Annotated in this window: 14 protein-coding genes; 9 read left to right on the forward strand and 5 right to left on the reverse strand. The window is 69.5% G+C overall.

The features are described from left to right. Positions 1-10: 10 nt before the first annotated feature. The 5 genes from RS85_RS03540 to RS85_RS03560 are packed head-to-tail and all read right to left on the reverse strand — an operon-like array spanning position 11 to position 5596. A complete protein-coding gene (locus RS85_RS03540; protein ID WP_235282320.1) occupies positions 11-1378 on the reverse strand; it encodes an NtaA/DmoA family FMN-dependent monooxygenase in 1368 nt (455 codons plus the stop codon). Next, positions 1375-2568 carry an acyl-CoA dehydrogenase family protein gene (locus RS85_RS03545; protein ID WP_046012050.1) on the reverse strand — a complete coding sequence of 398 codons (1194 nt, stop codon included), beginning with the start codon at positions 2566-2568 and terminating at the stop codon, positions 1375-1377. The genes RS85_RS03540 and RS85_RS03545 overlap by 4 nt, the downstream gene beginning before the upstream one ends. A gap of 6 nt (positions 2569-2574) precedes the next feature. Further along, complete coding sequence (locus tag RS85_RS03550; protein WP_046012051.1) at positions 2575-3402, reverse strand: carbohydrate ABC transporter permease; 828 nt, start codon at positions 3400-3402, stop codon at positions 2575-2577. Beyond that, positions 3399-4304 (reverse strand): carbohydrate ABC transporter permease, encoded by a 906-nt coding sequence (locus RS85_RS03555; protein ID WP_046012052.1) that lies wholly within the window; start codon positions 4302-4304, stop codon positions 3399-3401. Before RS85_RS03555 ends, RS85_RS03550 begins: the two co-directional genes overlap by 4 nt. A 17-nt stretch (positions 4305-4321) precedes the next feature. Further along, on the reverse strand, positions 4322-5596 hold the full coding sequence (locus RS85_RS03560) for an ABC transporter substrate-binding protein (RefSeq protein ID WP_046012053.1): 1275 nt from the start codon (positions 5594-5596) through the stop codon (positions 4322-4324). Between the two features lie 172 nt (positions 5597-5768). Here RS85_RS03560 and RS85_RS03565 point away from each other — a divergent pair, with 172 nt between their 5' ends. From RS85_RS03565 to cobA, 9 genes are all read left to right on the forward strand, one after another. Then, positions 5769-6443 (forward strand): sirohydrochlorin chelatase, encoded by a 675-nt coding sequence (locus tag RS85_RS03565; RefSeq protein ID WP_046012054.1) that lies wholly within the window; start codon positions 5769-5771, stop codon positions 6441-6443. Positions 6444-6600: 157 nt separating this feature from the next. Continuing rightward, on the forward strand, positions 6601-8322 hold the full coding sequence (locus tag RS85_RS03570) for a nitrite/sulfite reductase (RefSeq protein ID WP_046012055.1): 1722 nt from the start codon (positions 6601-6603) through the stop codon (positions 8320-8322). Next, positions 8319-9080, forward strand: coding sequence for a phosphoadenylyl-sulfate reductase (locus RS85_RS03575; protein WP_046012056.1), 762 nt, complete (start codon positions 8319-8321; stop codon positions 9078-9080). The genes RS85_RS03570 and RS85_RS03575 overlap by 4 nt, the downstream gene beginning before the upstream one ends. After that, the gene (gene cysD / locus RS85_RS03580) at positions 9077-10039 is read left to right on the forward strand and encodes a sulfate adenylyltransferase subunit CysD (protein ID WP_082087470.1); all 963 of its coding nucleotides are present in this window, start codon (positions 9077-9079) and stop codon (positions 10037-10039) included. The genes RS85_RS03575 and cysD overlap by 4 nt, the downstream gene beginning before the upstream one ends. Next, a complete protein-coding gene (locus RS85_RS03585; protein ID WP_046012057.1) occupies positions 10039-11352 on the forward strand; it encodes a sulfate adenylyltransferase subunit 1 in 1314 nt (437 codons plus the stop codon). The genes cysD and RS85_RS03585 overlap by 1 nt, the downstream gene beginning before the upstream one ends. Before the next feature lie 65 nt (positions 11353-11417). Beyond that, entirely contained in the window at positions 11418-12533 is a 1116-nt protein-coding gene (locus RS85_RS03590) for an ABC transporter substrate-binding protein (protein ID WP_235282321.1), read from the forward strand. A 116-nt stretch (positions 12534-12649) separates the two neighbouring features. After that, positions 12650-13393, forward strand: coding sequence for an ABC transporter ATP-binding protein (locus RS85_RS03595; RefSeq protein ID WP_046012105.1), 744 nt, complete (start codon positions 12650-12652; stop codon positions 13391-13393). Continuing rightward, positions 13383-14303, forward strand: a complete 921-nt coding sequence (locus RS85_RS19945; RefSeq protein WP_046012058.1) for an ABC transporter permease — start codon at positions 13383-13385, stop codon at positions 14301-14303. Before RS85_RS03595 ends, RS85_RS19945 begins: the two co-directional genes overlap by 11 nt. Further along, positions 14300-15211 carry a uroporphyrinogen-III C-methyltransferase gene (gene cobA, locus RS85_RS03605; RefSeq protein WP_082087473.1) on the forward strand — a complete coding sequence of 304 codons (912 nt, stop codon included), beginning with the start codon at positions 14300-14302 and terminating at the stop codon, positions 15209-15211. The genes RS85_RS19945 and cobA overlap by 4 nt, the downstream gene beginning before the upstream one ends. The last annotated feature ends 2 nt before the right edge of the window (positions 15212-15213 follow it).

A 15213-nucleotide genomic window follows, 5' to 3' on the forward strand; every position in this document is an offset into this window, starting at 1 on the left:
ACCGAGAGTTCTAGAGGTTCGCACCCCCGCGATACCGCGCCGCCGGATGCCGCTCCGGCAGGCGCGGTCCCTCGCCGAAGATCCGCTCTCGCAGCGTCTCGCCGGGCACGTACGCCTCCCGCATCCGCCCCCGACGACGAAGCTCCGGCACCACGAGCGCACCGAAGTCCTTCGCGGTGTCGAACGAGTGGTACTGGCGCAGGTTGATGCCGTCGATGCCATCCTCGTCGAGCCACCGCTCGATCGTGTCGGCGACCTGCTCGGGGGTGCCGACGGCGAAGAACCGGGAGTCCCAGGCTTCATCGACGGCGCCGGCGAACTGCCCGACCGTCAGGTGCAAGGGCAGCGCTCCGGCGTCGATCACGTCCTGCCGCGCCTCGCGCTCGAGCGCTTCCCGCACCGTGATGTCGGACGGATGCTGCAGCGGGTGGAACGGCACACTCATGTGGATGAACGCCCCCTCGGGGTCGCGGTACGAGCGGTACGCCTCGAGCTTCGCCCGCGCCTCCTCCTCGGTCGGAGCGACGATCACCGTGGCCATCACGACGTACCGCGTGTCCTCCGGTCGGCGGCCCTGCCGCACGCTCTCGTCGCGGATCGCCGCGATGTTGCGCTCGAGGGCCCCGGGCGGGCGGTCCGCCGTGAACAGCACCTCGGCGTTCCTCGCCGCGAACGCGATCCCTGCCTTCGAGGCGGATGCCTGGAACAGCAGCGGCACGCGCTGCAGCGAGGGCTCCGACAGATGCGGGCCCGCCACCCGGAAGTGCTCGCCCACATGATCGATCGGGCGCACGGCGCCGACTCGGCTGTACGCACCGCCTTCCTTGTCGGCGAGAACCGCGTCGTCGTCCCACGACCCTTCCCACAGCTTGTAGAGGACGTCGATGTACTCCGCCGCGATCTCGTAGCGGGTGTCATGCGGGATCTGGTCGTCGAGGCCGAAGTTGCGCGCGGCGTTCGGCAGGTACGAAGTGACGATGTTCCAGCCCACGCGCCCGCGGGTGAGGTGGTCGAGCGTCGCCATCCGCCGGGCGAACGCGAAGGGCGGCTCGTACGTGGTCGAGAAGGTCACGCCGAAGCCGACGTGCTCGGTGACGGCCGCCATCGCGGCGACCAGCAGCAGCGGGTCGATGTTCGGGATCTGCAGGCCGCGCTCGAGCGCCGGCTCGAAGCTGTCGTCGTACACGTCGTATGCTCCGACCACATCGGCGAGGAAGATCGCGTCGAAGCCCGCGGCCTCGGCGACCTGCGCGAGCTCGATCCAGTAGGAGATGTCGGCGTACCGTTCGCGCTGGTTGTCGGGCTGGCGCCACAGACCGTGCGTGATGTGGCCGGGGGTCGCCATCTCGAAAAGGTTGACGATGAGCTGCTTGGTCACTTCGCGGACTCCTTCGTCGACGACATCGAGGCCTGCGGCTGGTTGAACAGCGGTATCGCGGCGTTCAGCTCCCAGTCGCCGATCGCGCGTCGCCGCTGCACCGACGGGTTGTGCGTCGCGATGGTTCGCGCGTTGCGCCAGTGCCGGTCGAGCCCTCGTCCGGTGTCGACCGACGAGGCGCCGCCGACCTCGAACAGCTCCGCCGTCGCGTCGATCACCGTCGGCAGGACGGTCTGCTGCGCACGGTACACGTCGAACTGCGCCTGCGTGAACGCGTCGGCGTCCGGCTCGCCGGCACGGTATCCCGCGAGCGCGGCATCCAGCGACCGTCCCGCCTCGAGGACCGTGGCCCGGGCGGCGAACGCCGCCGAAGACAGCGTGCCGACCACCGTCTGCACGAGCGGATCCTCGCGCGGGAACGCCTCTCCGCCGTAGCCGAAGATGCGGCGCCGAGGCTGCACGAACGCGACCGCGTCGTCGACGGCCGCGCGTCCGACGCCGGCGACGACCGCGAGCAGCACCAGCTGGAAGAAACCCATGAGGTACGGATGCCGGAACCCGTCGAGGTCGAGCGCGTAGGGCCGCACCAGCTCGGGGTCGACCACGACATCGGTGAAGGTGGTCGTGCCGCTGCCGGTGAGGCGCTGGCCGAACCCGGCCCAGTCGTCGATCGACTCGACGCCCGGCGTGCGTGTCGACACGATCACCTGGTAGTCCTCGTCGCGGTAGCGAGCGGACAGGTCGATCCAGTCGGCGTAGATGCTGCCGGTCGTGTAGTACTTGCGTCCGTTCAGTCGAAGCTCGCCGTCCACTGACGTCAGGGTGGTCGCGAGGTCCGAGGTCGCCGTCTGCTCCGACTGCGCGTTGCCGACGAGATCGCCCGCGAGCGCCCTCGCGTACCAGGCCTCGCGCCGCGCGGCATCCGGTTCGAAGTTCTGCATCTCGATCACCGCGAGGTGACCACGGAAGACATGGGCCACGTTCGAATCCGCCGCGGCGAGATCGATGATCCGGGCGAACAGAGTGGCCAGATCCACGCCCTCCCCGCCGTGCTCGACGGGAACCCGCGCACTGCCGAACCCGGCATCCAGCAGCTCGCGCACCTCGGCGCGCGGCAGCTGCCGGTCGCGGTCGCGTTCTGCCGCACCGTCGCGCAGACGTCGAAGGAGTTCCGGGGACAGGTCAGGCATGTTCTCTCATTTCACGGCGCCGAGCGACAGCCCGGCGATCAGACGTCGCTGCGAGACGACGAAGAGCAGGAGGAGCGGAAGCGAGGTGATCACGGCCAGCGCCATCAGGCTGTTCCACTCCGCGGAGTACGTCGAGTTCTGCTGCGCCAACAGACCGCTGACGGGCAGCACGACGCCCTGCGGCAGGAAGTTGATCGCGTAGACGAACTCGCCCCACGCAGAGATGAAGACGATGCAAACTACGGTCAGGATGCCGTTGACGAGCAGGGGCACGGTGACCGAGCGGAAGGTGCGCCAGCGCCCCGCGCCGTCGAGTTCCGCCGCCTCGTAGAGCGCAGTCGGGATGGCGAGCGCGAAGGGCCGCAGCAGCATGATCGCGAACGGGAGAAGCAGGGCGATGTCGGCGACGATCAGACCGCCGAGACTTCCGAGCAGCTTCCATGAGGCGAGCACGCTGTACAGCGGGATCACCGTCATCGGCTGCGGCACCATCTGCAGGACGAGCAGAGCCGCGAGGAACACCGTGATCACCCGGTTCCAGCCGACCGAGACGCGGCGGGCGAGCGCTGCGGCCGCCGGGACCGCGATGAGCAGGGTGACTGCAGTGACCGCCACCGCTATCTGCACCGAGGTCAGGATCGCGCCGACTCCGTCGCCGATGACGTCGGCGTACGTGTCGAGGGTCGGCGTGAAGACGACACCGTTCGGGTCGGTCAGCACCTGCTGCTTCGTCTTGAAGGAGGTCAGCACGATCCACAGCAGTGGCAGCACGTACACAAGGCCGAGCACGACGGCGAGTACACGGAAGGTCGTGCGGAGAGGACGGCTGATCACGGCTGCTCCTCCCTGCGGACGGCGCGGATGTACGGCACCGCGAAGATCGCGACGGCGAGCATCGACACCAACGCGATGGTGGCGCCGGTGCTCATCTCGAAACCGGAGAACGCCGTGTTGTAGGCCAGCACCGGCAGCGTGTTCGTCGTGGTCCCCGGACCGCCCTGGGTCGTGACGTAGAAGAAGTCGAAGCTCTTGAACGCGTAGAGCACCGTGAGGATCGCGAGGATGCCGAGGGTCGGGCGCAGCTGCGGCAGGACGATCCGCAGCTGTGTGCGCCAGTACCCGGCACCGTCCAGGGCGGCCGCCTCGAGGAGATCGTGCGGCACGGCGAGCAGAGCCCCGCGGATCACGAGCACCGAGAACGGCAGAGCCGCCCACGCGATGATGCCGGTGACCGACCACAGCGCGAGATCGGGCGAGCTGAGCCAGGCCACGGGAGGGATGCCGACGGCATCCAACGCGCTGTTGATCGGGCCCGTGTCGTCGAGGAGGAATGTGAAGGCGCTGCCCGAGACGATCGGCGGCAGCGCCCAGACGAACACCATGACCGCGAGGACGGTCTCTGTGACGCGACCGCCGATCGAGAGGATCGACGCCCCGACGAACCCGAAGATGAAGTTGGAGGCGAGCAGCACCGCCGCCACACCGATCGTGCGCGCCAGCGCGAGCCAGATCTCGTCGTCGGCGAGCACCTCGACGAAGTTGTCGAAGCCGATGAACGACCACTCGCCGACGATGTTGCTCGGTCCGACGTCGCTGAGGGACATCCGCACCAGCACGATCAGCGGGTAGACCGCGAAGCCCGCGAGCAGTCCGATCGCGGGTACCAGGAACCAGATCGGAGTGCGGGCGACGGCACGCGCGAAGGCGGGACGCCCGGTCGGGCGCCCCGCTTTCATAGCTCCGACGGTCGAGCTCACGAGCAGCCGCCGCCGCCGTCCTCGATCGCTGCCTTGATGTCGGCTATCGCCGCAGCACTGGCATCCGCCGCCGCCGTCTGCCCGGAGATCACACTCGAGACGGCCTCACCGAGCGCCTTCTGGATGTTGGCGGTGTTCTCGTTCTTCGGCCACGACCCCGAGGTCTGCGCTGCGGCGACGAAAGGCTGCACCTGCGCGTTCTCCTTGATGGCGGGGAGCTCGGCGACGTCGGCGCGCACCGGGATGGATCCGGCGATGGTGAAGATCGATTCACCGGCATCCGCGGTCAGCACGGCCTCTTCGATGAACTTCCAGGCGAGGTCCTTCTTGTCTGAGGTCGCGCCGATGCCGAAGCCCTCGCCACCGGGGTAGACCACGCTCTCGCCGCCGCCCGGGGCCGGGTACTGCGTCGTGCCCCACTCGAACTCCGCCTCCGCGGCGTTGCCGAGCTGCCAGTTGCCGTTGATCCCGAAGGCGTACTCGCCGGTGGCGAACTGCTGCCAGGAGTCGTTCTGGTCCCAGGTGGCGGTGGCCTGCGGCGTGTAGCCGTCTTTCGCCCACGTCTCGGCGCGGTCGAACGCGGCATCCACCTCTGGGCCTTCGAAGCTGCAGTAGTCGATGCCGAGGCCCAGCAGCTGCGGGGCGAACAGCCATGCGCCCTCGACCGTCGGCGCACCCGAGAGGGCGATGCCTTGGTAGGTGCCGTGCGCCTTGACCGCCTCGAGGGCCGTCTGCAGCTCGTCGAGCGTGGTCGGCGGGGCGTCGATGCCCACCTCCGACAGGATGTCCTGGTTGTAGTACAGCCCGATCAGGTTCGTGAACGGCAGCAGGTTGTACACCTTGTCATCGGTGGTCCAGGTGGCCGACGCCGAGAACTGATCCTTGTCGGCGAAGTCGTTCCAGTACTCCGTGAGATCGGCCGTCACGCCTCCGGCCACGAGCGTCGGGTAGTCGACGACGATGTTGTTGATGAACAGGTCGGGGGTGTCGCCCGTCGCGACCGATGCGAGGAGCTTCTGGTCCTGCTGATCGCCGACGGTCTCGACGATGTCGACCGTGACGTCCGGGTTGTTCTTCTCGAATTCCTCGACCTGCGCTGCGAGCCAGTCGGCCTGAGTGCCCTGGTAGTAGCTCCAGAAGGTCAGAGTCCGGTCGTCATCGGTTCCTCCGCCGCCGGAGGAGCCGTCGGAGATGGCGCAGGCGCTGAGACCTGCGGCCAGACCGGCCGTGATGACGAGCGCGCCGACGCGCCGTGGTCGGGATGAATGCATGGGAGAGATCCTCGGATGTGCGGGAGGCGATGCGGCCGAGTGGCCGCTTGAGCACGCTAGTGACATCGCTCCCGCGCTCGCGACCGCGCCGACACAGAACGTCATGCTCTCCCTCGTGCGAGTCATCCGCCGTCGAAACATCTCCGTCATACGCACCTCCTAGGCTGGCCGCATGGCACGCCCCACCCTGCTCGCCGTCTCGCACGGCACGAACGACACCGCCGGCGCCTCCGCGATCGCGGGACTCGTCGAGGCGGTCGCCGCGCGGCTTCCCGACGTCGAGGTACGAGCCGCCTTCGTCGACGTGCAGGAACCCGAGGCGGTCGACGCCCTCGCCGCCGTCGACGGTCCCGTCGTCGTGGTCCCCTTGCTGCTCTCGAGCGGATTCCACGTGCATCATGACCTGCACGGCATGGTGAAGAACAGAGCGGATGCCGTCGTCGCCGCCCCGCTCGGCCCCGACCCGCGGCTCGCCGCCGTGCTCGCGGAGCGGCTGCCCCCGGCATCCGCTCTGCCGGTGATCCTGACGGTCGCAGGATCACGCGATCCGCGCTCGCTGACGGATGCCGAGGGCATGGCCGCCGTGCTGCGCGAGCATCTCGGCCGCCCGGTCGAGCTGGCGTATCTGGCGGCGCGCGAGCCCGATCTTCCGACGGCGCTGACGGAGCATCCGGATGCCGACGTCGCGACGTACCTCCTTGCCCGGGGGTACTTCTTCGACCTCGCGGAGCGGCAGGCCGCCGGCCGCCGCCTCGCTCTCCCGCTGCTCGACGGCGGCGCAGTGCCCGAGATGCTGGTCGACATCGTGGTGTCGCGCTACGAGGAGACGTCCGCGCTGCTCCCCTGACTCGCACTGGCCTGACACGCACCGACCTCTCGCGGGAAAGTCAATATTCCGGTGAGCGTGTGTCGCCGCGTGACGCCCGCTGACGTCCTGTGTCATCGAGGTTCTTGCACCGGGTCCAAGCTCCTACCTTGAGGCGAAGCCATCCAGGGAGCAGGACATGACCATCGAGCAGCCGACGCCGATCCGTGGTGCCCGCACGCGCACCGCGCGGACACCCACCAAGCCCCACGGGCAGTGGCTGGTCGACGGGCGGGAGCCCCTGAACGCCAACGAGGAATTCAAGCTCGCCGACGACGGGCTCAACGTGCGCGAGCGCATCGAGACGATCTACGCGAAGGGTGGTTTCGCCTCGATCGACCCGACCGACCTGCACGGACGCTTCCGCTGGTGGGGCCTCTACACGCAGCGCAAGCCCGGCATCGACGGCGGCCGCACGGCACAGCTCGAGCCGCATGAGCTCGAGGACGAGTACTTCATGCTGCGCGTGCGCATCGACGGCGGCCAGCTCACCACGCAGCAGCTGCGCGTGATCGGCGAGATCTCGACCGAGTTCGGCCGTGACACCGCCGACCTCACCGACCGCCAGAACATCCAGCTGCACTGGGTGCAGGTCGAGGATATGCCCGAGATCTGGCGCCGCCTCGAAGCGGTCGGACTCAGCACGACCGAGGCCTGCGGCGACGTGCCGCGCGTGGTGCTCGGCTCTCCGGTCGCCGGCATCGCGGCGGACGAGCTCATCGACCCGACGCCGCAGATCCGCGAGATCACCGACCGGTTCATCGGCGACGACACGCTCGCCAACCTTCCGCGCAAGTTCAAGTCGGCCATGACCGGCCACCCCAGCCAGGACGTCGTGCACGAGATCAACGACGTCGCCTTCGTGGCCGTCGAGCATCCGGAGCACGGGATCGGCTACGACCTCTGGGTCGGCGGGGCCCTGTCGACGGTTCCCCGGCTGGGCGAGCGACTCGGCGCGTTCGTCGCCCCCGAACGCGTCTCCGAGGTCTGGCACGGCGTGATCCAGATCTTCCGCGACTACGGGTACCGCCGCCTGCGCAACAAGGCCCGCCTGAAGTTCTTGCTCGCCGACTGGGGCCCCGAGCGGTTCCGCGAAGTGCTCGAGACCGAGTACCTCGGCAGCCCGCTCCCCGACGGCCCTCCGGCGCCCAAGCCGCTCGGCCAGGGCGATCACGTCGGCGTGCACCGCCAGAAGGACGGCCGGTTCTACGTCGGAGCGGCGGCCGTCGTCGGGCGCGTCTCCGGCACGATCCTGACCGGGCTCGCCGACCTCGCCGAGGCCCACGGCTCGGAGCGCGTGCGCACCACGCCGTACCAGAAGCTGCTGGTGCTCGACGTCGCCGAGGACCGCGTGAACTCCCTCGTCGAGGGGCTCGATCGGATCGGCCTGGCCGCCCGCCCGAGCCTCTTCCGGCGCGGCACGATCGCCTGCACCGGCATCGAGTACTGCAAGCTCGCGATCGTCGAGACCAAGGTCAACGCGGCCGATGCCGTGCGCCAGCTCGAGGAGCGCCTCGGCGAGCTCGAGCCCGAGATCGGCCGCCCGGTCACGATCCACGTGAACGGATGCCCGAACTCGTGCGCCCGCATCCAGGTCGCCGACATCGGACTCAAGGGGCAGCTGATCACGAATGCCGCGGGCGAGCAGGTACCCGGCTACCAGGTGCACCTCGGCGGCGGTCTCGCCAGCCAGGACCGCGAGGAGGCGGGCCTCGGTCGCACGGTGCGCGGCCTGAAGGTCGAGGCCGACGGCATCGCCGACTACGCCGAGCGGGTCATCCGCCGCTACCTCGCCGACCGCGAGGACGCCGAGACGTTCGCCGTCTGGGCGCACCGTGCCGAGGAAGAGGCGCTGCAATGAGCCCTATCTCCGCTGGGTCCCTGAGCCTGTCGAAGGGACGTCCCGCGCGTCGCTCCGTGGACGAGCTGCGCGCTCTCGCCGAACGCGGCGCTCGCGAACTGCGCAGCAGAGAGGCAGATGAGGCGAGTCCGGCCGAGGTCGTCTCGTGGGTCGCCGAGAACTTCGCCGTCGCCCAGGCGACCGTCGCGTGCTCGATGGCGGATGCCGCGCTGCCGCACCTGGTCGCTCAGAGCCTTCCCGGCGTCGATGTGCTGTTCCTCGACACCGGGTACCACTTCGCCGAGACCACCGTCACCCGCAACGAGGTCGAGCGCGAGCTCGACGTCCGCATCGTCGACGTCAAGCCGCTGCAGTCCGTGCGCGAGCAGGATGCCGCGCACGGCGCAGACCTCTTCGCCCGCGACCCCGGCCTGTGCTGCGCCCTCCGCAAGGTCGAGCCGCTTCAGCGGTCCCTCGCCGAGTACGAGCTGTGGTTCACCGGCGTCCGCCGCGAGGAGGCGCCGACCCGAGCCGACACTCCGCTGATCGTCTGGGACGAGCGCAACGGGCTCGTGAAGGTGAACCCCGTCGCGGCGTGGAGCTTCGACGACCTCATCGACTACGCCACCGTGAACGAGGTGCCGGTGAACCCACTCATCGCCAACGGCTACCCGTCGATCGGCTGCGCGCCGTGCACGAAGCCCGTCGCCGCGGGCGAAGATCCTCGTTCCGGCCGGTGGGCCGGACTGTCCAAGACCGAATGCGGGTTGCACCTATGAGTATTCAAGCTGGGGGCGTTTTCCCGGTCGTTGAGCGAGCGAAGCGAGACGAAACGTCAACGACCAGCACCCTTTCCGCGCTCGACCTTCTCGAAGCGGAGGGCATCCACATCATCCGCGAGGTGGTGGCGGAGTTCGAGCGTCCTGTGCTGCTGTTCTCCGGCGGCAAGGACTCGGTCGTCGTCCTGCACCTCGCCGCCAAGGCCTTCGCCCCCGGCCGCGTTCCCTTCCCGGTGCTGCACGTCGACACCGGTCACAACTTCCCCGAGGTGATCGCCTTCCGCGATGAGACGGTGGCTCGGCTCGGCATCCGTCTCGAGGTGGCCCGCGTTCAGGACTACATCGATGACGGCCGCCTCGCTGAGCGCCCCGACGGCACCCGCAACCCCCTGCAGACGCAGCCCCTGCTCGACGCCATCTCGGCCGGTAAGCACGACGCCGTGTTCGGCGGAGCGCGCCGCGACGAAGACAAGGCGCGCGCCAAGGAGCGGATCATCTCACTGCGCGACGAGTTCGGGCAATGGGACCCGCGCAATCAGCGCCCGGAGCTCTGGAGCCTCTACAACGGCCGGCACCTCCCCGGTCAGCACGTGCGCGCCTTCCCGATCTCGAACTGGACCGAGCTCGACGTCTGGCGCTACATCGAGCGCGAGAACATCGCTCTCCCGCCGCTCTACTACGCCGCCGAGCGTGAGGTCTTCCGCCGCGACGGCATGTGGTGGGCGATCGGCGAGCACTCCCAGCCCCGCGAAGGCGAGCAGACCGAACGACGGGTCGTGCGCTACCGCACGGTCGGCGACATGAGCTGCACGGGAGCGGTGGAATCGGATGCCGCCGACACGGCATCCGTCGTCGCCGAGGTCGCCCGCTCCACGCTCACCGAGCGCGGCGCCACCCGCGCTGACGACCGCATCAGCGAGGCCGCCATGGAAGACCGCAAGAAGGACGGGTACTTCTGATGAGTGACGTGCTCACCGAGACGACGCTGTTCCGCTTCGCCACTGCCGGGTCCGTCGACGACGGCAAGTCGACCCTCGTCGGACGCCTGCTGCATGACGCGAAGGCGATCCTGGCCGACCAGCTCGAGCAGGTCGCGGAGACCTCCCGGCGTCGCGGCTTCGCGCACGGCGAGTTCGATTTCGCCCTCCTCACCGACGGCCTGCGGGCCGAGCGCGAGCAGGGAATCACGATCGACGTCGCCTACCGCTACTTCGCCACACCCCGTCGCAGCTTCATCCTCGCCGACTGCCCCGGCCATGTGCAGTACACCCGGAACATGGTCACCGGCTCCGCCACCGCCGACGCCGTGATCGTGCTGGTCGACGCCCGAAAGGGCATCCTGGAGCAGACGCGCCGCCACCTCGCCGTCGTCTCGCTCTTGCGGGTCGCGCACGTGATCATCGCCGTGAACAAGATCGACCTGATCGACCACGACGAGGAGCGCTTCGTCGAGATCGAGCTCGAGGCGGCTCGGGTGGCCGAGCAGTTGGGCCTCACCGGCATCCACGTGCTGCCGGTGTCGGCGCTCGAGGGCGACAACATCGTGGATCGCTCCGCGCGCACGCCCTGGTACACCGGGCCGACGCTGATCGAACTGCTCGAAGAGCTTCCGCGTCAGGACGAGGCGGATGCCGCGGCATCCGCTTTCCGACTCCCGGTGCAGCTCGTGCTGCGCCCGCAGGGCGGCCTCTCCCCCGAGATCAGCGAGGCCGACGCCGAGCTGTACCGCGACTTCCGTGGCTTCGCGGGGCGCATCGCCTCGGGCGTCGTGCAGGTCGGGGACCGCGTCGAGGTGTTCCCGGGCGGGCATGAGACGACGGTCACCGGCATCCATGTGGCGGGCGAGCCGGCGGATGCCGCGACAGCCCCGCAGTCCGTGACACTGACCCTCGCCGACGAGCTCGACGCCGCCCGCGGCGCCGTGATCGCCGCGAGCGGGACGGCACCGGCGGGGACGCGCGAGGCCGTGGTCGAGCTGTTCCAGCTGGATTCGCGGCCCGTCGCACCCGGCACACGGGTCCTCGTCAAGCACGGCACCGCCACGGTGCAGGCACTCGTCGCCGAGGTCCTGTCGCGCCGCGATCTCGAGACGCTCGCGCTGGAGGACGCGCAGTCCCTCGCCGCGAACGAGATCGGCCGCGTACGCCTTCGTTTCGCCGCCGAGCTGCCGCTCGAGCCGTACGCGCGCGACCGCTCCGGCGGATCACTGCTGCTGATCCACCCCGCCGACGGCGCGACGCTGGCCGCGGCGACCGTGATCGACGAACACTGAGACCTGCACTCACCTGACCTGCAACACCGAAACCCTGCACCACCGACCGCTGAGGAGGCGAAACCGTGAAGATCACCCGCACCACCACGACACGGTTACTGAGCAAGCCCGCACGAAGCGCGCGCGCGTCGAAGTGCACTGCCCTGGGACTCGCTGCGATGATGCTGGCCGGCTGCGCCTCGGCATCTGCCACGGGCGACGCCGCGAAGGGCGAGAACGATGCTCCGGCCGAGGTGCGCCTGGGCCACTTCGCGAACGTCACGCACGCACCGGCGCTCGTCGGCCTCTCGGAGGGCCTGTTCACCGACGCTCTCGGCGACGTCGAGCTGAAGACCGAGGTGTTCAACGCCGGCCCTGCCGCGATCGAGGCGCTGTCGGCCGGAGCGATCGACGCGACCTACATCGGACCCAACCCGTCGATCAACACGTTCATCCAGTCGGGGGGCGAGTCGGCGCACATCATCGCCGGGGCGACCTCCGGCGGCGCCGCACTCGTGGTGCGCGAGGGCATCGACAGCCCGGACGACCTCGAAGGCGCGAACATCGCGACCCCGCAGCTCGGCAACACGCAGGATGTGGCGCTGCGCAGCTGGCTGGCCGACGAGGGATTCGAGACGTCGACCGCGGGCGGCGGCGACGTGACGATCACCCCGACCGAGAACGCGCAGACCCTGACCCTGTTCCAGCAGGGCGGTGTCGACGGCGCCTGGCTCCCCGAGCCCTGGGTGTCGCGGCTCGTGGTCGAGGCGGGCGCGCACGTGCTCGTCGATGAGGCCGACCTCTGGAAGGACGGGGCGTTCCCGACCACCGTGCTGCTCGTGCGGGCGGAGTTCGCGGAGCAGCACCCCGACGTCGTCGAGGATCTCCTCGAAGGTCACGTCGCGTCGGTCGCCTGGCTCGACGAGAACGCCGGCGAGGCACCCACCGTCATCAACGACGCGCTGGAGGAGGCGACCGGCAAGCGACTGTCGGACGACGTGCTCGCCCGCGCCCTCGAGAACGTCACGTTCACGGTCGACCCGCACGCGGAGACCTTCGAGACCCTCGTCGAGGACGGACTCGCGGCGGGCACGCAGAAGGAGGGCTCGATCGACGGGCTCTTCGACCTGCGGACGCTGAACGCCCTCCTCGAGAAGAACGGCGAGGAGCCCGTCTCCGCCGCCGATCTCGGGGAGGAATGATGAGTGCGCCCGCGGGGTCAGCACGAGCTGGGTCCCTGAGCCCGTCGAAGGGCGCAGTGACCGTCACCTCGCTGACGCCGAGCTTCGACGGCGTGACGCCGCCGAAGAGGCCCGGCGTGACGGTCGACCCCGCGGTGCGCCTCTCCCACGTCACCAAGCGCTTCGGCGCCGGGCCTCTCGTGCTCGACGACGTGTCACTCGACATCGCGCCCGGCGAGTTCGTGTGCCTGCTGGGCGCCTCGGGGTGCGGCAAGTCCACTCTGCTGAACCTCATCGCCGGGCTCGAGCCCCTCACCTCGGGAGACATCGAGACCCCCTCGTCGGGCGCGGCGGTGATGTTCCAGGAGTCCGCGCTGATGCCGTGGCTGACTGCGCGGAAGAACGTCGAGCTCGCACTGCGACTGCGCGGCATCCCTCGCGGCGAGCGCCGCGAAGAAGCCCAGCGTCTGCTCGCGACCGTCAACCTCGAAGAGGCCGGCGACAAGCGCCCGCACGAGCTCTCCGGGGGCATGCGTCAGCGCGTCGCTCTCGCCCGTGCTCTCGCGCAGGATCGCCCCGTGCTGCTGATGGATGAGCCGTTCGCGGCGCTCGATGCCATCACCCGCGATCTGCTGCACGAAGAGCTCGAGCGCGTGTGGCGGGCCACTGGCCGCACCATCGTGTTCGTCACGCACAACGTGCGGGAGGCGGCCCGCCTCGGCCAGCGCGTGATCCTGCTCTCCAGCCGCCCAGGTCGGGTCGTGGGCGAATGGAAGGTGGCCTCCACCACCGGCCGTCGCATCGAGTCGCCCGAGGTCTCCGCCCTCGCCACCGAGATCACCGCCGAGCTGCGGAAGGAGATCCGCCGCAATGCCTCCTGAAACCGCATCCGTCCCCCGGTTCCTGAGCGAGCGCAGCGAGACGAAGGACGACGAGCTCCGCACGCTCTCCGCCGGACTCGACCGCCTCCAGAGCGAAGAAGCCGATCACACGCCGCCCTGGCGCACCACGCTGCCCAAGGTGCTGCCGCCCATCGTCCTTCTGCTCGTGCTGCTCGCCGCCTGGCAGCTCTACGTCGTGATCGCGGATCCCCGCCCCGACATCGCGCCCGGTCCGCTTCAGGTGCTGGGAGCTCTCGGCGACGCCTGGGAATCCGGCCGTCTGCAGGAATCGGTCCTCACCAGTCTCGAGCGCGGGATTCTCGGCTTCCTCGTGGCGATCGCCGTCGGCACGCTGCTCGGGATGCTGCTCGCCGAGTCGACGGTGCTGCGACGTGCGGCAGGACCGTTGATCTCCGGTCTCATGGTGCTGCCCTCCGTGGCCTGGGTGCCGGCCGCCATCATCTGGTTCGGCCTCTCCGACGCGACGGCGTACTTCGTGATCCTGATGGGCGCGATCCCCTCGATCGTCAACGGCCTGCTCTCCGGCATCGACCAGGTCCCGCCGCAGCTCCGCCGGGTCGGAGTCGTGCTCGGCGCGAGCCGATGGCAGCTCGCCACGGCCGTCATCCTGCCCGCCTCGCTGCCGGGATACGTCGCCGGCCTCAAGCAGGGCTGGGCGTTCTCGTGGCGGTCGCTCATGGCTGCGGAGATCATCACGGGAGGCGGGACCATGGGTTTCGGGCTCGGCACCATGCTGAATCAGTCCCGCGAGCTCGCCGACCTCGCCAGCGTGCTCGGCACCATCATCGTGATCCTCGCCATCGGCATCCTGATCGAACTCGCGTTCTTCGGCCCGCTCGAACGGCGAATGCTGCGAGCGCGCGGCCTCGCGCTGGGAGGCGACCGATGACCGGCACGCCGGTGACCGGATCCGTGACGCTCGTCGGCGCAGGACCCGGTGACGCGGGCCTGCTCACTCTCCGCGGACTCCGCGCGCTGCAGGAGGCCGACGTCATCGTCGCCGACCGGCTCGGAGCTCGCGCCGTGCTCGACCAACTGGCGGCCGAAGGCGTGGAGATCACTGCCGAGGTCATCGACGTCGGCAAGCTCCCCGGTCACCACCCGGTGCCGCAGGAGGGCATCAACACGCTGCTCGTGGAGCATGCGTCCGCCGGCCGCCGTGTCGTGCGACTCAAGGGCGGCGATCCCTTCGTGTACGGCCGCGGACGCGAGGAGCAGCAGTACTGCGAAGACGCCGGCATCCCTGTCGAGGTCGTCGCCGGGGTGACCAGCGCGGTGTCGGTGCCTGCGGTCGCCGGCATCCCCCTCACGCATCGCGGCATCGCGGCATCCTTCACCGTGCTCAGTGGACACGACCAGATCGAGCAGGTGCCCGGCGGCAGCGACCACACCGTCGTGCTGCTGATGGGAGTCAACACTCTCGGGCATTCCGCGCATGTGCTGAGCACCGGCGGCCGTGGTCTCGACTGCCCGGTCGCGATCATCGAAGACGGCTACGGCGAGCGCGAGCGCGTCACGATCGGCACACTCAGCACCATCGCTCACCTCGCCGCGAGCCGTCAGGTGCGCTCGCCCGCTGTCGTGGTGGTCGGCGACGTGGTGGCACTGAGTCCGCATGCGTCGGGGTCCCTGAGCTTGTCGGAGGGCGCCAGCGCCCCTCGTGCGCCCAAACCCCACTGGGCGGATGCCCTCGACGCCGGCCTCGCCGTCGACACGGGACTCATCCAGGCGGTCGACTCGCTCGATCCGGCATCCGCTCGTCGTCCCCTCACCTCCCTGTTCTCTCGCTCGCGCTGAAC

Source organism: Microbacterium sp. SA39 (assembly GCF_000967865.1).
Classification (GTDB): Bacteria; Actinomycetota; Actinomycetes; order Actinomycetales; family Microbacteriaceae; genus Microbacterium.